The 17,792-nt window shown below is 51.2% G+C and carries 14 protein-coding genes; 3 read left to right on the top strand and 11 right to left on the bottom strand.

Going from position 1 to position 17,792, the window contains the following annotated elements:
* Positions 1-12: 12 nt before the first annotated feature.
* Entirely contained in the window at positions 13-1,704 is a 1,692-nt protein-coding gene (locus tag KGF88_RS12680; protein ID WP_153826243.1) for a cyanophycinase, read from the bottom strand.
* Positions 1,705-1,841: 137 nt separating this feature from the next.
* On the opposite strand from KGF88_RS12680, the gene KGF88_RS12675 reads away from it, so the two are divergent.
* The 3 genes from KGF88_RS12675 to KGF88_RS12665 are packed head-to-tail and all read left to right on the top strand — an operon-like array spanning position 1,842 to position 4,743.
* Positions 1,842-3,338 carry a hypothetical protein gene (locus KGF88_RS12675; RefSeq protein ID WP_153826244.1) on the top strand — a complete coding sequence of 499 codons (1,497 nt, stop codon included), beginning with the start codon at positions 1,842-1,844 and terminating at the stop codon, positions 3,336-3,338.
* A gap of 38 nt (positions 3,339-3,376) precedes the next feature.
* Positions 3,377-3,841 carry a tRNA (cytidine(34)-2'-O)-methyltransferase gene (locus KGF88_RS12670; protein ID WP_153826245.1) on the top strand — a complete coding sequence of 155 codons (465 nt, stop codon included), beginning with the start codon at positions 3,377-3,379 and terminating at the stop codon, positions 3,839-3,841.
* An 8-nt stretch (positions 3,842-3,849) separates the two neighbouring features.
* On the top strand, positions 3,850-4,743 hold the full coding sequence (locus tag KGF88_RS12665) for a cation diffusion facilitator family transporter (RefSeq protein WP_153826246.1): 894 nt from the start codon (positions 3,850-3,852) through the stop codon (positions 4,741-4,743).
* Here KGF88_RS12665 and KGF88_RS12660 read toward each other — a convergent pair.
* From KGF88_RS12660 to KGF88_RS12615, 10 genes are all read right to left on the bottom strand, one after another.
* Positions 4,740-5,735, bottom strand: coding sequence for an alpha/beta fold hydrolase (locus KGF88_RS12660; RefSeq protein WP_153826247.1), 996 nt, complete (start codon positions 5,733-5,735; stop codon positions 4,740-4,742). The two genes, KGF88_RS12665 and KGF88_RS12660, sit on opposite strands and share 4 nt — an antisense overlap.
* 36 nt (positions 5,736-5,771) lie before the next feature.
* Entirely contained in the window at positions 5,772-7,154 is a 1,383-nt protein-coding gene (locus tag KGF88_RS12655; RefSeq protein ID WP_110075620.1) for a sensor histidine kinase, read from the bottom strand.
* A 12-nt stretch (positions 7,155-7,166) separates the two neighbouring features.
* Positions 7,167-7,844, bottom strand: a complete 678-nt coding sequence (locus KGF88_RS12650) for a response regulator transcription factor (RefSeq protein ID WP_110075621.1) — start codon at positions 7,842-7,844, stop codon at positions 7,167-7,169.
* A gap of 85 nt (positions 7,845-7,929) precedes the next feature.
* On the bottom strand, positions 7,930-9,372 hold the full coding sequence (gene ntrC / locus KGF88_RS12645) for a nitrogen regulation protein NR(I) (protein ID WP_153826248.1): 1,443 nt from the start codon (positions 9,370-9,372) through the stop codon (positions 7,930-7,932).
* Positions 9,369-10,454 (bottom strand): nitrogen regulation protein NR(II), encoded by a 1,086-nt coding sequence (gene glnL, locus KGF88_RS12640; protein WP_153826249.1) that lies wholly within the window; start codon positions 10,452-10,454, stop codon positions 9,369-9,371. Before glnL ends, ntrC begins: the two co-directional genes overlap by 4 nt.
* Positions 10,441-11,025: a DUF4124 domain-containing protein gene (locus KGF88_RS12635; protein WP_153826250.1), complete on the bottom strand. Its 585-nt coding sequence runs from the start codon at positions 11,023-11,025 to the stop codon at positions 10,441-10,443. Before KGF88_RS12635 ends, glnL begins: the two co-directional genes overlap by 14 nt.
* Positions 11,026-11,055: 30 nt before the next feature.
* Complete coding sequence (gene glnA / locus KGF88_RS12630; RefSeq protein WP_194928191.1) at positions 11,056-12,468, bottom strand: glutamate--ammonia ligase; 1,413 nt, start codon at positions 12,466-12,468, stop codon at positions 11,056-11,058.
* 307 nt (positions 12,469-12,775) lie between these two features.
* Positions 12,776-15,898: an efflux RND transporter permease subunit gene (locus tag KGF88_RS12625; protein WP_153826251.1), complete on the bottom strand. Its 3,123-nt coding sequence runs from the start codon at positions 15,896-15,898 to the stop codon at positions 12,776-12,778.
* The gene (locus KGF88_RS12620) at positions 15,891-16,856 is read right to left on the bottom strand and encodes an efflux RND transporter periplasmic adaptor subunit (protein WP_162014558.1); all 966 of its coding nucleotides are present in this window, start codon (positions 16,854-16,856) and stop codon (positions 15,891-15,893) included. Before KGF88_RS12620 ends, KGF88_RS12625 begins: the two co-directional genes overlap by 8 nt.
* 82 nt (positions 16,857-16,938) lie before the next feature.
* Positions 16,939-17,745, bottom strand: a complete 807-nt coding sequence (locus KGF88_RS12615) for a DUF4198 domain-containing protein (RefSeq protein ID WP_153826253.1) — start codon at positions 17,743-17,745, stop codon at positions 16,939-16,941.
* Positions 17,746-17,792 lie beyond the last annotated feature (47 nt).

Below are 17,792 nucleotides of genomic sequence, written 5' to 3'. Positions count from 1 at the left end.
ACCCTGTGTTGGTTAAAACTTCTCTGGCTGCCACGATATACCCATGCGGGCATTCATCACTTGGCATTCGCCGCCAGATTTCTGTCGCTGTGTGGCATCATCGGCAATCACCATCAAGCGAAATTCGTTTTCGATCAGATTAAACTGGTCGCGTTGTTGGCAAATCAATCGTAAGGAGTCTACCGCACCGCGTTTGTTCAAGAAACGTGTGGTGGGGTCTTCTTGCACCACATTATCGCGTTTGGCAAAGGTCACGTTGCTAATATCGTGGTCAACAAACTGTCCGCTGGCACCTGCGGTCAGGTAGTGAAACGCCGATACGACTGAATGCTCCACTTGTTGCGGGGCTGGAGCAAAGAATACGCCGCGCTCACCAAGCACGGTAAAGGCGCCGCTATGAACGTTCACGGCTAATGCTGTGCGCGCATCGATGCCCACGGCAAGCGGCGTGGCGGTGGTGGCCGCAACGCTTAGTAAGCGCCCATGCCGGCCTAAATCGGAGAATTGTCCGTCTAAGCTAGCAAACTCGAACAAACCTACTCCGCCTAAAGGGTGATAGCTGACGCTATATTGATTCATGTTGCGTGGACAGCTGTCGTCTTTGTTGCAGGCAAAAGGAGGAGCTTCGCCAGCAATGGCTCCACTTCGCAAGGCTTCAGCACTGGTGCCGCTGGCCACCATGGCGCGCGCCGTGAGTGCGTTCATGGCATCGCTGGTTGCGCCCACTACTAATCGGTTCGCTTTCATTTTTAGATAAATGGACGTCATGATGTCGGTTGGCTGACTAAGCGGGTTTAATAATGCGGCCCGCACTAGGCTCGGGTCGTTACCCACAATAAATAAGCCGTCGGCTTGGTCAATCATTTTGATGCCAGCTAAGGGGCTGTTACAAAACTCTAGCTGCTGACGATGTTTATCAGCATGCACGCGAGCCCGATGCCAAGTACCGAGTTCGGTTTCGCGCAGGGCTTCTAGCTCGTTACATTGTTTGGTGCGCTGCGCGGTATTCACTGCTGCATCTAGGGGAAGCCACTGTACGTTAGCGCCGGCTTGGGCAAATCCACTCAAGAAAGGTTCGACGGCGGTAAAGGGGTCTCGCGCCCCAACCGCGGCAATCACTATGGTAGGTACTTTGTCGTCTTTGGATTGTGCTTGTTTCACCAGGCTTGCTTGGCGAATAAACGCCTCAAGAATGTCGCGTTTGGCAGGCAATACCAGCTCATCCAAGCGTGCGGTATCAGTTTTACCTTGCGGTACCGGCATCTCTAAGTGATCAACCACTAGGTTCCATTCGCGCTCGGACAAATTGTCGTACAAATAACGGGTGGCGCGCCGCGTAAACTCTTCTAAAAAGACCCGCTCTGGCACGATGTCTTCGTTGAGTCGGTTGCGAATAATGACAATGGCATCAGCTACATCATCACGGGTTTCGCGTCGATGTTGCGGCCAGCGTTCGTCGGCCAACAGCGGTTTCACGTACTTATCCGTGAGGTTGAGGTAGCGATCCGTACGCATGCTGCTGTTATCAATCCAGTTGGTATCATCGCAATGCTGCCAAGCCATGCTGCTACAGAGCGCAAGTTCGTCGCCCGCTAAAAAGAGCTGGTATTCGGGGCCTGTTTGTTGCGCTAAGCTGCTGCCTGGCAAGCCGGCACTCACACTGATGCCGATGGCTGCTAGCCACGACCACACATTTGGTTTCATACGTCTACTCCCACCATTGAATGGCGCCCAAGCTAACGAGTTAGGCGCTTACAGTCAATTAAGTTTAGCTGTTATTGGCATTTTGACCTGATATACTGCGGAAGGTTTAATTTTTCATGGCTGGATAGGTGTTGCTGATGGGGTTTGCCACAATCACAACCACACACACTGTTGGCTCTGCTTGGCAGCGCGCTAGCTGCCTGCTGGTTGCTGCGCTCCTAGTTAGCTTGCTGTTGACATTAGCCCTACCCGCGGCCCAAGCGGCCCAGGCGACAGCAAATGTAGCCGCCTCAACGCCTTCTCAGACCTTGGTATTTCGTGCGCCCGAGCCTGGCCCCCTAAGCCATGCGCTGCAAGAGATTATGCAAGAAGCTTATGCCCAGCATAACGTACAAGTTGAGTACGTCGAGATGCCGCGTACGCGCAGTTTAGTTGAAGCCAACAACGGCCGAATTGCCGGCGAGCTAGGGCGCTTGCCTGATTTAGACGAAAACTATCCGAATTTACGCCGCAGCAGCTTTCCGTTGTTTGGTTTTCAATTAGTGCTGGTTGCCGATCGTCGTTATTGCGGCGTGTGTAATTTGCAAGATGTCGAAAACCTAGCCTACATCAATGGTCAACAAGGGCCGGTGCAACTACTCAAACAGGAGTCCTTTAAGGGCCCGACAGTACAGGCTCAAGACCTGCACCAGTTGCACTTGATGTTTAGTAATAATCGCGTTCGGGCGCTGCTCATCAACGATTTTGAAGCGCGTCAATTGGGTTACTATCAGCAAAAACATTTGGTGATTGTGCCACTCAAATACATCGTTGGTTATCACTACCTACACAAGCAGCATGAAGCCTTGCTGGCCAAGCTCGATAGCACCCTTGACGAGATGCACGATAACGGTCGTATCACGCAAATTTTTAATGACCATCAAGTGATTATCGAGCCGCTACAAGAGTTTAACCAGCCGCCCCATTTTCAGTTAGTGTCAGCCGCTGCCGGGTTATGGCGAACGCGCACCTCGGTGGATGGGTCAGGCCGTTATTGGGATGTCATTCGGCACGTTTTTGAACCCGTCGCAGACGAACTTGATTTACATACCAGCAGCTTTCAGCGCGCGGTATTGGGGCTGCAAGATCAGCGCTTCGATATGCTCATTGGTAGCAATATCGAGCAGGTTCGTGTGGATGCTGTCAGTTCTCGCTTGCATGTTGATTACGACATGGATTTATATGTGTTTGCCCTCAATCAACACAGCATCACCGCGGCCATGCAGGGGGCGTTGAAGCGGCCCGTATGTTTTGTTGCCGGGTACCATTACGAGCATTATTTTCCGACCGGTACATCCTTTTATCATGGCAGCAACTCGCTGGATTGCTTTGTGATGTTAGACAAAGGACGCGTTGGTGCAGTGGTCACCTTCAGGGCCAACCAGCCCGATTGGATAACTACGCCTTACCATGAGTTGAAACTTCGTGAGGCTGACCCTATTCATGTGTTATTTCACAACACCCCTCGCGGGCGCTTGCTGCGGGATTGGTTTGATACCGAATTTAGAAAATTGGTGAGCTCGGGCGAGATTCGTCAATTTTACTCTGAGCCGGAACTTGAGCACGCCCAGTTAGATACTAACAAAGATCGTTAGTAGCATCCGCTGCTAATGAGTAAAGAGAGTTCATTTGCATGTTTCATATTGCTTTGTTTAACCCGGTGATGGCAGCCAACACCGGTAATATTATCCGTTTATGTGCGAACAATGGCTGTATGTTGCACTTAATTGAGCCGCTGGGTTTTGACTTTGAAGAGAAGAAACTACGCCGAGCAGGGTTGGATTATCACGATTTAAGCCGGGTTGAGCGCTATCCTGATTTTGCAGCGTTTAAGCAGGCTATGGGTGAGCGTACCCTTTATGCGATTACCACCAAAGGTACTGTAGGTTATACCGAGGTAGCTTATCAGCCCGACGATGTGCTGCTGTTTGGTTCCGAGACCAGTGGCTTAGCGCCTGAGGTGATGGAGCAAATTGCACCAGCCCAACGTTTGCGAGTTCCCATGATGCCCAACAACCGCTCACTCAATTTATCTAACACGGCGGCGCTGGTGAGCTACGAAGCTTGGCGTCAGCAGGGTTTCGCACAAGGACAATAGGTAACGCAATGCGTGATTATGGCTTTTGGGTAAAACTAGCAACGCGGGCATCGGTGTCGGTGGCACTGTTGTTGATTGTGGTTAAAGCCGGTGCTTGGCTGATGACAGACTCATCGAGTATGTTGGCCTCGCTGACGGATTCCATGCTAGATAGCTTAGCCAGCCTGTTCACCTTTTTCGCCGTTCGTTATGCTATTCAGCCAGCCGATAACGAGCACCGCTTTGGCCATGGTAAAGCTGAATCGCTAGCCGCGTTAGTGCAGTCGGCGCTCATCACGGGCTCCGCGCTGTTGTTGTTTGTGCATAGTATTCAGCAATGGGTGCAAGGCTCACCGGTGCAACAACACCAGATTGGTATCTATGTGTCGCTATTTGCTATTGTCGCCACCTTGGCCTTGGTGATCTTGCAGCGCATTGTGGTGGCAAAAACACAATCTAAAGCCATTGCTGCTGATTCGTTGCACTTTACCTCTGATTTAGCCTTAAATACCGCAGTTATTGTTGCGCTCCTGTTCAATGCCTATGGCATGGGCTGGGCGGATAGTGTGTTTGCTATCGGGATTGCTATTTTCTTGGCCTATGGCGCGGTGCGCATCGGCTGGGATGCGTTTCAAAGCTTGATGGATAGAGAACTACCAGAAGCTGAGAAGCAGCAGATTTTAGCCACCATTAAAGCGGTACCGGGGGTGTTGGGCGTGCACGATTTACGCACTCGCGAAGCCGGCCAAGTTCGTTTTGTACAATGCCATATAGAATTAGATGATCATTTGTCGATTCGTCAAGCTCATCACATTGCTGATACGGTTGAACGCCAAGTAGCGGCGCTGTTTCCGCCTACCGATGTGATTGTGCACATGGATCCACAATCGGTGGTACCAGATAACGACGACACGCCTTTTTAGGGATGCGCTTGGTTAAACCAAGCTTGAATGTGCGTTAGCGCTTGTTGCCGATACGGGTCTGCTTCGATGAATAATTCATGCCGAGCTCCCTTTATCACTTCGATGCGGCTAGCCGCATGCGGTAGTTGCTGCACAAACTGTCGTTGGCCTTGGTTATCGACAATGGTGTCAGCCCCAGCTTGCAACATTAAGATCGGAATACTGATTTGCGCTGCTTGTTGCTGAGCTGCGCGCACAGCCGCAAAGGCCTGTGCTACCCAATTAAATGTAGGCCCGCCTAGTTGTACTTGCGGATGCTGATCGTACAAGTCACGGAACATCTGATAACGAGCTTCGCTATGCGTGAGTTCGTTTTCGTCAAAGGGCACCGTGCGGTAATCTTCCATCCCAATAAAGTACCAAGGCTTGCGCGGCTGTACCCATCGATTCAACAAAGCGCCTGATACTGCAATGGTTTGCGCCAGCCACTTGGGCGTACGGCCGGTATCTAGCCCCAACATAGGCGCTGAAAACACGGCTTTCTCAATCTTATGGTTGCCACGAGCTAGCATCAAACTGGCAATAGCGCCGCCCATGGAGTGAGCCAGCAGGTATTGTGGCAACTGCGGACACAGTTCGGTGGCGGCAGCAGCAACGGCTTCAAGGTCGGTGACAAAATCTTCAAATTGGTCGATATGGCCATGGTGAGGATTATTACTTAACCTATCTGAGAAACCTTGGCCACGGTGATCTAACACGGCCACGGCGTAGTCTTGTTGGGCTAGCCACCAGACTAATTCTTGATATTTTAAGCCCGCTTCTACTCGCCCTGGGCTAATCAGCACCAAGGCTTTGGCTTGCTCCGGCTGATGCAAATACCAGGTTAAGTTAACCTTATCAGGGCGCACTAACTGCAGGGTTTGTACTTGCTGCTGCCAAAAGGGAGTGATGGTTTGTAGATAAAAGCGCAGCCATTGAGGATCATTATCGGCTGGCACAGATTGCTGCGTCATTGCATGGTTACCGCTGGTTAACTATTGGGCCTCAACTTAGGCAGATGGTGCTTGTGCTGCGGTTTCATCCTCGCTCACTAAGGGTAGTGTTACTGTCACTTCTAAGCCACCGTCAGGATGATTGCGCGCGCTCACCGAGCCGCCTAACACATTTGCTGCCCTTAAGCTTAACGCCATGCCTAGCCCAACGCCAGCTTTATGATGGCGCGATGGGTCACCACGATAGAAAGGTTCGAACAGCTGCGCTAGTTGCTCTTCTGGCACGCCATCACCGTGGTCACGCACCAAGATAAAGCACTCGCTATCGCCAAGCTCGCAACTGATCTCAATACCATGGTCGGTATATTGCAGCGCATTACGCACTAAGTTTTCTATCACTAGGCGCAACAGTTCGTCATCGCTAGCAGTAATCGGCCAATCACCATCTAGTACCGTCACCCGCTCGCCGTAGCTGGCATCTACGTAAGCCAAATCAGCCGCGAGTACGCGCATGAGTTCGCCGACATCAAGTTGTTCACGCTGTAGCGGTACTAAGCCGTTTTCTAGGCGCGATAAAGATAAAATTCGCTCAATGATGGTGCCTAAGCGATCCACATCTCGAGCCATCTGGCTTAAGTGCGGGTTGCTATCAGGGTTATCATCGTCTTGGCTCAGCATCAAGGCTACTTGCATTCGCGCCAGTGGTGAGCGCAGTTCGTGCGAGACATCACTCAATAAACGCCGTTGGGCGTTTCGTGACACGGTAAGATCGTGTGCGGCAGACTCTAATGAGCGAGCTAGTTCGCCCAACTCATCGGAACGTTTAGGGAGCTTTTTTAGATGCAGTCGCTCTGCACCTTCGGCAATTTCCTTGGTAGCAAAGGTGAGCCGCTTCAGCGGCTGCACCAACCAAAAGCCAAGCAAGACGGCGATGAGCAAACTGCCAAACACCAAGGTTAGAGTTTGTGCTTGCTCTGATTGCTGGGCGTCGGCTTGTTGCTCTGCTTGCTCGGTTGCACTCAGCGGTCGAATCAACAGAATCTTTTGTTCGCCTAAACTAAAAGGGCCGATCAATAAGCCATTGGCGAGCCGTAATTGTTCGGGCTGGTCGGCGGCTAACTGGCTTAGCAGCACTTCGTAATGGGTACTGGCTAAATTAGGCTCTAGCTGCAGGCGGTTGGGCCCGGCCTCGGAAGTGACAGCCGCTGCCACTCGGTACTGGGCTGCTACTAAACGCCCTGGCGATAGTGAGCTGAAGGTTACTTGATCGGATAACAGCGGCGCCAAGGCAGTTTTAATACTGTCTTGTAAGGGTTCTGGCTGGGCTGGTTTGGCATACCATAGCGCTAATAGATAACCGCTGGTGGCTACCGCAAAGAGCAGTAGCCAGAACAACAGCAATAGTCTTAAGGTAAGCGATTGATACCAGCGAATAGCCATGCTGTCCCTAGCTTAGGCCAGTTGCAGTAGGCGGTAACCGCGGCCACGCACGGTTTGAATGCGCTCGGGGTTAAGCTCAATTTTTTTACGGATGTTGCTGATATGCACATCAAGGCTGCGATCAAATGGCGCAAGTTGACGTCCCAACGCAGCTACTGATAACTGATCTTTGCTCACAACTTGGCCTTGTCCCTGCACTAAGGTTCGTAAAATATCAAACTCAGTGGGGGTCAGTTCTAGCTTAGCTTCATCGCAGCGCACTTCGTTTTGCTGAGGGTCAACCCAAAAGCCCGCATAATGAATAGGCTCAGGCACCACTGTCGTATTTGGAGTGCGTCGCAACAAGGCTTTCACTCTTGCAACTAACTCGCGCGGGTTAAAAGGTTTAGGCAGGTAGTCGTCAGCACCTAGCTCAAGGCCTTGTACGCGGTCATCATCATCACCACGCGCGGTTAGCATCAACACTGGGGTGCTGCGTTGCTGCTGGCGTAAGCGCTGTAATAACTGAAAACCGTTAATACCAGGCAGCATCACATCTAACAGAATGAGATGATAAGAGCCGCTAAGGGCACGCTCTAAACCCGTCTCACCATCGGCGGCTAAGGTTAATTGATAGCCTTCTTTGGTCAGAATCTGCTCCAGCATACTGCTTAATTCGGCATCATCATCTACTAACAATAACTTGGTCATGGTGTTGTTCCTGAGTTTTCTAGAAGTATAGTTTTCTTAATTATGTAAAGAAAGCTCGTTGCTTTACACAGGGTTTACCTTAACTTTACGCTTCGTTAAGTTTGCGCGCTAAGGTATTGCGCCCCCAACCCAGGATTTTCGCGGCGTTTTGCTTGTGTCCTTGAGTATGTTCTAAGGCAAGCTCCAACGCCAGTTGTTCCACTTCTTTGCACAAAGGTGCCAAAATATCTTGCTCGCCGGCCGCGATGCGCCGCTTCAACTCCGTCTGAAGAACCACTTGCAGACCCAGCTCCGTAGCTGGGGCCGAATGTCTTTCGGCTTGCAACTCAGGGGGCAGATCGCTTACTTCGACCACGGCGGCGGGGGCCATTACGGTTAGCCAGCGGCAGCTGTTCTCGAGTTGGCGTACGTTGCCGGGCCAAGGCGCTTGCTGTAACACTGCCATGGCAGCCGCACTGATACGCTTGGGTTGACCACCGAGTTCTTGCGCTGCTTGCTGCAGAAAATGTTCCACCAATTGCGGAATGTCGCTACGCCGTTCAGCTAAAGTAGGCAAAGTTAGTCGGATCACGTTGAGCCGATGCAGCAAATCTTCCCGAAACAACCCGTCTTTGACTCGTTGTTCGAGATTCTGATGGGTGGCTGCGATGATACGCACATCAACAGTAACAGGTTCATAGCTACCGATGGGATAAAACTGGCCTTCGGCGAGCACACGTAACAAGCGCGTCTGCACCGCTAACGGCATATCACCAATTTCATCTAAAAAGAGTGTGCCGCCATGCGCTTGCGCAAAACGGCCTTGGCGGGCATTGCTGGCCCCGGTAAAAGCACCTTTTTCGTGCCCAAACAGTTCAGCTTCTATCAAGTCAGCAGGAATCGCCGCCATGTTGAGCGCAATAAAGGGTTTGTGCGCGCGCGGGCTATTGTCATGTAGCGCTCGGGCGACCAGTTCTTTACCAGTGCCCGATGCACCATTGATCAGTACCGTCACGCTAGAATGAGAGAGCCGCCCAATGGCCCGAAACACATCTTGCATCGCTGGTGCTGAGCCAATCAAACCACGCAGCCCGCTGCTAGGTTCAACCGCGGTAGCTGGAGTGGGAGCTTGGCTGCGCTCTCTTTGTAAGGCGCGACTCACCGTTTGCACCACGTCGTTTAAATCAAAGGGTTTGGCAAGGTATTCAAAGGCACCACCCTGAAACGCACTCACCGCTGATTGTAAATCAGAATGGGCAGTCATCACGATTACGGCTAGCTCCGGATAATGATGACGCATATGCTCTAGTACCGCTAAGCCATCATCACCGGGCATCCGAATGTCACTTAACAGCACCCGCGGCTGGCTGCTGGGCGCTTGCTGTGCCAAGGCCTGATACACACTGCTGGCATCGGCAAAACTGCGACAGCTTAAACCCGCCCGGGCGAGCGCCCGCTCTAATACCCAGCGAATGGAGCTGTCATCATCCAGAATCCAAATGTCCGCATTGCTGCTGCGGTTTGCTTCGTTGCTGCTTAGGTTGTTCATGTTAAGGTTTCTACATAGGGTAGATAAAGGGTAAATTCGGTGTGCCCTGGGCGCGATTGCAACTCAATCTTGCCACTATGTTGGTGCACGATATTCTGCGCTATCGCTAAGCCCAAGCCAGTACCGCCGGCTCGCCCACTTACCATAGGATAAAACAGGGTATCGCGGAGTGCTTCGGCAATACCCGGGCCGTTATCTTGAATCACGATCACCGCACATTGCCGGTAGCGCTTACCATACAAGGTTTGTTGGTGGGTGATGCGGGTTCGTAGCACAATCTCGCCACCAGCTTCTGGCGCCAGCGCTTCACATGCGTTCATGACAATATTGAGTAACGCTTGTTCAATCTGGTCTGCGGCCATGGTTAACTCAGGCAAACTTGGGTCGTAATCTCGTTGCCAACGAATCTGTTCGGCACCAGCTAAACGGGCCACTTGCAGCACCCGCTCGAGCACCGCATGGATGTTGCTGGGCTCTGGTTGGGGCAACTGATTTGACCCTAACATGCGATTAACCAAGGTGCTGAGACGATCGGCTTGGTTAATGATTAAATCGGTATACTCTTGTAATTCGGCATCATCAAGTTCGCTTGCCAGCAACTGCGCAGCGCCACGTAAGCCACCTAACGGGTTTTTGATTTCATGGGCCATGCCGCGCACCATGCTTTGCGCTGCCAGTAGTTGCTGCTGTTGTACGGTTTCTTGATTAATGCGCCTAATTTGGTCCATTTGCCGCAGCTCAAGCAATACGCCAATGCGCTGCTGCTCTAGTTTCAGTGGCTGCGCAACTAGCTCGACCGTGATGCGTTGGCCGTCATGAAAAACTAAGGTCACGTCGCTGTCGGATACCGATTGGTCGTCATTGAGCGCTTGCTTGAGGGTGTTGGGGTCGATGCTGCTGTAGCTAAACAGACTAAAAAAATCCTGCTGTTGCAGCCGATTACGACTGCCATCAAGAAGCGCCTCGGCCGCGGTGTTCATGTAGGCAATACAATAATCGGTATCGAGTTGCACCACCGCGGTTAAGAGCTGATCTAAACTAGGTTGCACCACAGTGGTGCAATCAGCGTTAGTTGCCGTCATTGCCACCACCATCACCGCTAGTTGCTCCGGTCGCCAAGGCTGGGCTGTTGATATTAGCCCGCAGCACATACACCACAATAGTATCTGAGCGCGATACTTCGTTACCTTCGGCATCAAGCACCCGCAGTTGCAAGCGCCGCTCGCCGCGGTCGATATCGGTTAGGGTCAGTTCGGTTTGGCTGGAACCCTGCCAAGCAATGCGCTGATCAACTCGCAATTGTAACTGATAGCCATCGGGTAGTGGGTTGGGTGTGGTTTGCCACCGCACCGCAACTGAACCATCGTTGGCACGCACCGCGGCTTGTTGCGCGGGCGCAATGATCTGGGCCGTGGGCGCTGCGGCATCAGTAACCGTTGACATGGCAGTTTGAGTTTGGGTAGTAACCGGGGAGTGCGTGGTGAATTCGGTGACTGGCACCGGCTGTAAGTTAATCACTTCAGCTTGGGGTAAGGGTTGATCCGAATATGTGACCGAGCCATCAGCATTTTGCCGTTTGTAAACTTGCTGTGCCGCTGCAGTTGAAACTGCAACGGCCAGCATTATCACAACCATGAGGCGGCTAATAAGCATCGGTCCTCCTAGGTTCAAACCTCAGCTGAATTAGACGCTGTAGTAAAGGTCGAACTCGATTGGGTGAGTGGTCATTTTCAGCGTCATCACTTCTTTGTGCTTCAGCTTAATGTATGCATCAATCATGTCGTCCGTCATCACGCCACCAGCGGTTAAGAACTCGCGATCTTTATCCAACGCTTCTAGGGCCATTTCTAATGAATGACACACGGTTGGAATTTCTTTCGCTTCTTCTGGTGGTAAGTCGTACAAGTCTTTATCCATAGCATCGCCAGGATGAATCTTGTTTTTAATACCGTCTAAACCAGCCATTAAGAGTGCCGCAAAACATAAGTATGGGTTAGCGGCTGGGTCTGGGAAGCGAACTTCGATACGACGTGCTTTTGCACTAGCAACCACTGGGATACGAATAGAGGCAGAACGGTTACGTGCTGAGTAGGCCAACATGACCGGTGCTTCGTAACCAGGGACTAACCGCTTGTATGAGTTGGTGGTTGGGTTACAGAAAGCGTTCAAGGCACGTGCGTGCTTGATGATACCGCCGATGTAATACAACGCCATTTCGCTCAAACCGCCGTACTGGTCGCCAGCAAACAGGTTTTTACCATCTTTGCTAATCGACATGTGAACGTGCATACCTGAACCGTTATCGCCAACAATCGGCTTCGGCATAAAGGTTGCGGTCATACCGTAAGAATGGGCCACGTTGTGGACCACATACTTGTAGGTTTGAATCTCGTCAGCTTTTTTAACCAATGTGTTAAAACGGGTGGCAACTTCGTTCTGGCCAGCAGTAGCAACCTCGTGGTGATGCGCTTCAACCACTAAGCCCATGTCTTCCATCACCGTACTCATGGTGCTGCGGATGTCGTGCGCTGAGTCTACCGGAGGCACAGGGAAGTAACCGCCTTTTACGCCAGGACGGTGCGCTAAGTTGCCGTCTTTGAATTCTTTACCTGAGTTCCATTTTGCTTCGTCGGCTTCAATTTTGTAGAAGCTGCCGCTCATGTCAGTATGAAAACGTACATCGTTGAACAAGAAGAACTCTGGCTCTGGACCAAAGAACGCGGTGTCACCGATGTTCATGCTTTGTAAGTATTCTTCAGCGCGACGAGCGATAGAGCGTGGGTCACGATCGTAACCTTGCATGGTGTCTGGCTCGAGGATATCACAAACCACGTTCATGGTGACTTCGTCAGTAAACGGGTCTAATACTACGGTACTGCAATCTGGCATCAGTACCATGTCTGATTCGTTAATACCTTTCCAGCCGCCAATCGACGAGCCGTCAAACATTTTGCCTTCTTCAAAGAACTCTTCGTTAATTTGCGACACTGGAATGGTCACGTGCTGCTCTTTACCTTTGGTATCGGTAAAGCGCAAATCTACAAATTTAACTTCGTTTTCTTCAATAAAAGCCATAACGTCTTGTGGTGTAGACATGTGATCCTCCGCGATCGCAATCGTCAAAATGAACAATGAGTATAGCGTGCACTGAAACTTTCTGCACTGCGTTTGCACAAAACTAAAGCAAACCCCGTGCCAACTATTTAAATACCAATTAAATCAATAACTAATAATTATGCTAACGATATTAGGAGGTGCTTTTACTCACCGCTTGCACCATGATAGTGCATTTGCGTGCATTGTGATAGTGCATCGCGATAGTGCAACCGGTAAAATGCACAAAAAAAGGGCCCCACCCACGGAGCCCTATCGCAATCAATCAGTAACGAACAAGGTTGAACAATTAAAGATGCTTAGCCTTGCGTCGCAATAACGACGCGTACAGCAGCGGAATAACCACCAAGGTTAATGCTGTTGATACTGCGATACCGAAGATCAAACTCACTGCTAAACCACTGAAAATCGGGTCATCCAGAATGAAGAACGCCCCCAACATGGCCGCTAGTGCCGTTAATACAATCGGCTTAGCTCGCACCGCTGCAGCTTCTATCACTGCCTCGTTCAAATCCTTGCCAGCCGCCACTTCTTCGCGGACAAAATCCACCAAGAGAATGGAGTTGCGCACAATGATGCCAGCCAACGCAATCATCCCGATCATCGAGGTTGCGGTAAACTGTGCTCCCAGTAACGCATGCCCTGGCATAATCCCTATCAGGGTGAGCGGGATCGGAGCCATGATTACCAGCGGTACCGCGTAGCTGCCAAAGTGCCCCACAACCAGCAAGTAAATCAACAACAAACCGACGGCATAGGCAGCTCCCATATCACGGAAGGTCTCGTAGGTGATTTGCCACTCTCCATCCCATTTTAGTGCAGCCGTATTCCACACATCAGGTTGGCTGATGTAGGTTTGTGGCAACTCAATGTCACCAGCTGCGGCAAACAAACCGTATAAAGGACTATCCAAATCACCCGCCATATCTGCCGTCACATAAACCACCGGACGTAGGTCTTTGTGGTAAATCGGCTGGGCATAAGGGCGCTGAACTCGGTCGATAAGCTCCGCCACCGGAATCGCCTGGCCACTGGTTTGTGATAGCACAGTGACATTTTGCAGCTGGCTTAACTGACCTTGCCAAGTGTTTGGTAACCGTACTTTTACTGCTACCGGTTGGGTTTGATGGGGAATGGCTAAATAAGTGACATCCATCCCTGCCAAGGCCGTTTGCAATACCCGTACCACTTGTTCAGCCGTCACTCCTAATTGCGCCGCACGCTCGCGGTTAACCTGCCAAACTTCTTCTAAACTATCGCTCACCAAGGTGCTATCAATATCCACCACACCTTCGGTTTGCTGCAGTTGTGCCAAGGTTAACTGAGCGGCATCAGCCCGAGCCTGTGCACTTGGGCCGTAAATTTCTGCAACAATGGGTGCCATCACCGGTGGCCCCGGCGGCACTTCAACGATTTTCAATGACGCGCCAACAGCTTCGGCAATAGGGGTCAGTAACGGGCGAATCGCTAAGGCCAACTCATGGCTTGCCCGCTCTCGCTCACCAAGCTCTTTCAGAGTGACTTGCACATCGCCCATGTTAGCGCCTTGGCGCAAATAGTACTGCCGCACTAAACCATTAAAGCCTATCGGTGATGCGGTACCCGCATAAATCTGCGTCGCGGCTACTTCGTCCACGCTATCAAGCGTCTGCGCTAGTTCCACCAGCACCGCGTTGGTCTGCTCTAAGGTGCTGCCTTCGGGCATATCCAACACCAGCTTAATTTCACTTTTGTTGTCAAACGGGAGCATTTTCATTACCACTGCTTGCACCACCGCAAGACCGAGCATCGCCACAATCAGGCCAATGAGGCCAAAGCCCATCAGGTAGCGACGTTTGCGATGAGTTAGCAGCGGTAGCATCAGCTTATGAAAGAAACGATGCAATTTATCACTTTGCTGCTCTTGATGATGCTCATCTTTGAGTAAGTGGCGCGCCAGCCAAGGGGTAACGGTTAACGCAATCAGTAGCGACAGCAACATTCCCAAAGATGCATTGATAGGAATGGGGCTCATGTATGGGCCCATTAAGCCACTAACAAAGGCCATAGGTAAGAGCGCGGCAATCACCGTGAAGGTTGCCAATATCGTTGGCCCACCTACTTCGTCCACAGCAGCAGGAATGGATGTTTTAAGTGACTTACCTAGCCCTAGATGGCGGTGAATATTTTCTACCACCACGATGGCGTCATCCACCAAAATACCAATCGAGAAGATCAGGGCAAACAGCGACACGCGGTTTAAGGTGAAGCCCCACGCCCACGATGCAAATAAGGTCATGGCTAGGGTTAAGACCACCGCACTGCCCACCACCACGGCCTCACGTTTACCAAGTGTGAGCAGCACTAAAGCCACCACCGAGATGGTCGCAAAGATCAGTTTCTGGATAAGTTTAGAAGCTTTATCGTCTGCAGTTTGGCCGTAATTGCGAGTGACTTCTACCTGCAATTGTTCAGGCAACAATTGCTGCTGCATGGTAGCTAAACGAGCGAGTACTTGCTCGGCTACCACCACGGCGTTTTCGCCTGCCTTTTTGGTAATGGCTAAGGTTATTGCTGGTGCAAGCTCACCCCCCTTTTGCCGCGACCACACGTACTGTGACGGTACTTCTGCTTGGGTTGATATTTCCGCCACTTGATGCAAGCGCACTGGCTTACCATCAACATTGGCTACAATCAGATTGCTCAGCGCCTCAGCACTTTCAATAAACCCACCTACTTGCACTGGGATGTACTGATTGCCCTGTAATCGATACCCCGCTTGCCCACTTTGGTTTTGGCTAGCTAGCGCTTGGCTAACCGCATTAAAATCCAAACCAACACGAGTGAGGGCGGTGTTATCTAAGGTGACATTTATTTGCTCGGGCTCGGCACCAATAATACTGATGTCTCGCACCCCGGCGACGTTTTGCAGCGGCTCAATCAAACTATCAGCTACATCCTTCAGCTCTAAGTCTGCGCCGGTTAGGGTTAGCCCTAAAATTGGTACATCATCAATGCCTCGAGCTTTCACAAGCGGTTGCGTAAACTGCGGATGCTGTTGCTGCCAACCGGCTAACGTATCAAACAATTGCACCAATGCCGTGTCGCGCGCGATGCCAACTTCAAACTGCACCGTCACTAAGGCTTGGCCAGGCTGTGACACCGAGAAAATATGTTCAATACCCTGCATGCGGGCAAAATGACGCTCTAACGGTGTGGTCAGTTGCTGTTCAACTTGACTCACATCGGCACCAGGAAAGGCGATCATGATATCAGCCATGGTCACATCAATTTGGGGCTCTTCTTCGCGCGGCGTGATCATCGCCGCCATAATCCCCAGAATTAAGCCAAACAGCGCCAACAGCGGGGTTAGTTGGGAGCGCTCACCCCAGGCTGCAAACTTACCTGCAATCCCTAGTGGTTTATTACTCATAACGAATAACCTCGCCAGCTTTTAGCCCGCTGACCACTTCTACTTGACCATTTTGAGTGAGGCCTAAGCGAACCGCACGCCAGCTATTATCTTGCATTCGCACCATGGTCAGTTCACCACGTTGCAACACCGCTTGCTGTGGTACTAGAAGGCCCTCGTGCTCACCCACTTGCACGACCACCGGTAACCACTGACCGGGCAATAGATTACCGTCTGCAGGCAAATTTAACCGTAATCGCACGGTACTGGAGGCACTATGAATCGTGGGAAATAGACGCTGTGCTACGGGTTTTAAGCCGGCTACTTCAGCCCATTTGAATTGCTCAACCGCCGTTGCAAACAGCGCAGGAATATCAACATGCACTCGTAATTCGGCCGGATCAAAGCCCGACATCAACGGGGTGCCTGGCTGCACTAACTCACCTGGCTCTACTAAACGCTCACTCACGACACCGCTGTAAGGAGCTTTGACTGCGGTATAAGACAGTTGCTCTTGGGCGCGCTTGGCTGCTGCTTGCGCCGCTTTTAACTGGGCATTAGCGTTGTCTAAGCGCGCTTTAGCCCGATCGAGTTCGGCATCGGGCACTAACTTTTGCGCCACTAATTTAGTGACTCGATCAAATTCCTGCTGCTCAGCCACTAGGGTTGCTCGTGCTGCCGCTACTTGGGCTTGGGCCTGAGCCACAGCTTGATATTGATCAACGGAGGTGATGGTGACTATGGTGGCACCCGCTTCAACCTGGTCACCAACATCCACGTTAACGGCTTCAATACGGCCAGAAACTTGCGCTGATACGGTCGCGCTGTTGGTTGACTCAACCACCCCTTGCAAATGAATGTATTCAGCAATAGATGCTTGCTTTACGGTGTAATCGGTGGCGTGAGCCATGCCACTGCTGGTGACTAAAACGAGTGCGGCGCTGAACATCAGGCCGACTAAACTACGATTTAAAATCATCTTCATCCCCTTGCTAGAAATCTCTATAGAAAAAATTATAGAGCATATTCTAGCAACTTGGGATGATTTATTTCGCTTTTTTCTAAAGAACCTCGAAAACCGCGCCGTAACTGCCTCTACGTTGAGTTGCTGGGGCCTTACCTTGGTCGTCTTGATACTCAGCTTCCATAAAATACTGGCCGGCCTCGGTCCAAGTTACTGAGAATTCGCCGGCACCATTACTGGTCACTGTTTGCTCTTCTTGCTGCGCACGGTAGCGCATGCCTTCACGAATAACAGTAACTTCAGCACCAGCTACAGGCTTGCCATCAAACAGCACTTTAAAGTCTGCGGTTTCGCCAGCGTACAAATCGTTTGGATGAGTTACTGGAACCACTTCAAAGCCCTGGTTAGTTGGCGCCAACACCGTATCGCTCGGGGCTCCGTTGGTCACAAAAGTTTCAATCCGACGCGAGTATTCAGTAATGGTTAAATCTTGCGCTTGTTTTGGCACTTCACGCTCAAAATCACCCGGCTTAGGCGTAACCCCACGACCTGGCCAGAATTGACGTTCACCGTTGGCATCTACCCAGCGGGCTTGCAGGTTTTGCGATGCGGTAACAACTTTATAGGTGCCATTTTCGGTAAGCTGCAAATCAAAAACGGAGCGCAATTTACCCGTATGGGCATTCTGTAACTCTAGCGGCTGACCGTTGGGTGCTAATGCCACAACCCCATTCAGGCGGAACGCCACATGGTCACGAGCAAATATTTCGTTAGAAACTGCCGCCTCAAAGGTAACCCAAGCATTTTCTTTAGAAATCACCGTGGCATCAGGTTTGATCCAAGCGCGATGCGCCTCGGCCGAAAAACTTAGGGCGAGGGCCCCGAATAAAATAATATAACGCATGCTAGTTTCCTTTCGTTCTATTTCAATCAAAGATAGTAAGTGTTCAC

This window comes from Idiomarina loihiensis (genome assembly GCF_024584785.1).
Classification (GTDB): Bacteria; Pseudomonadota; Gammaproteobacteria; order Enterobacterales; family Alteromonadaceae; genus Pseudidiomarina; species Pseudidiomarina fusca.
This window is presented reverse-complemented; position numbering and strand designations above follow the sequence as displayed.

What these genes read in the sequence shown, in the direction of transcription:
- KGF88_RS12680 (WP_153826243.1), bottom strand. Translation starts at nt 1,704, where the DNA reads ATGAAACCAAATGTGTGGTCGTGGCTAGCAGCCATCGGCATCAGTGTG.
- KGF88_RS12675 (WP_153826244.1), top strand. Translation starts at nt 1,842, where the DNA reads ATGGGGTTTGCCACAATCACAACCACACACACTGTTGGCTCTGCTTGG.
- KGF88_RS12670 (WP_153826245.1), top strand. Translation starts at nt 3,377, where the DNA reads ATGTTTCATATTGCTTTGTTTAACCCGGTGATGGCAGCCAACACCGGT.
- KGF88_RS12665 (WP_153826246.1), top strand. Translation starts at nt 3,850, where the DNA reads ATGCGTGATTATGGCTTTTGGGTAAAACTAGCAACGCGGGCATCGGTG.
- KGF88_RS12660 (WP_153826247.1), bottom strand. Translation starts at nt 5,735, where the DNA reads ATGACGCAGCAATCTGTGCCAGCCGATAATGATCCTCAATGGCTGCGC.
- KGF88_RS12655 (WP_110075620.1), bottom strand. Translation starts at nt 7,154, where the DNA reads ATGGCTATTCGCTGGTATCAATCGCTTACCTTAAGACTATTGCTGTTG.
- KGF88_RS12650 (WP_110075621.1), bottom strand. Translation starts at nt 7,844, where the DNA reads ATGACCAAGTTATTGTTAGTAGATGATGATGCCGAATTAAGCAGTATG.
- ntrC (WP_153826248.1), bottom strand. Translation starts at nt 9,372, where the DNA reads ATGAACAACCTAAGCAGCAACGAAGCAAACCGCAGCAGCAATGCGGAC.
- glnL (WP_153826249.1), bottom strand. Translation starts at nt 10,454, where the DNA reads ATGACGGCAACTAACGCTGATTGCACCACTGTGGTGCAACCTAGTTTA.
- KGF88_RS12635 (WP_153826250.1), bottom strand. Translation starts at nt 11,025, where the DNA reads ATGCTTATTAGCCGCCTCATGGTTGTGATAATGCTGGCCGTTGCAGTT.
- glnA (WP_194928191.1), bottom strand. Translation starts at nt 12,468, where the DNA reads ATGTCTACACCACAAGACGTTATGGCTTTTATTGAAGAAAACGAAGTT.
- KGF88_RS12625 (WP_153826251.1), bottom strand. Translation starts at nt 15,898, where the DNA reads ATGAGTAATAAACCACTAGGGATTGCAGGTAAGTTTGCAGCCTGGGGT.
- KGF88_RS12620 (WP_162014558.1), bottom strand. Translation starts at nt 16,856, where the DNA reads ATGATTTTAAATCGTAGTTTAGTCGGCCTGATGTTCAGCGCCGCACTC.
- KGF88_RS12615 (WP_153826253.1), bottom strand. Translation starts at nt 17,745, where the DNA reads ATGCGTTATATTATTTTATTCGGGGCCCTCGCCCTAAGTTTTTCGGCC.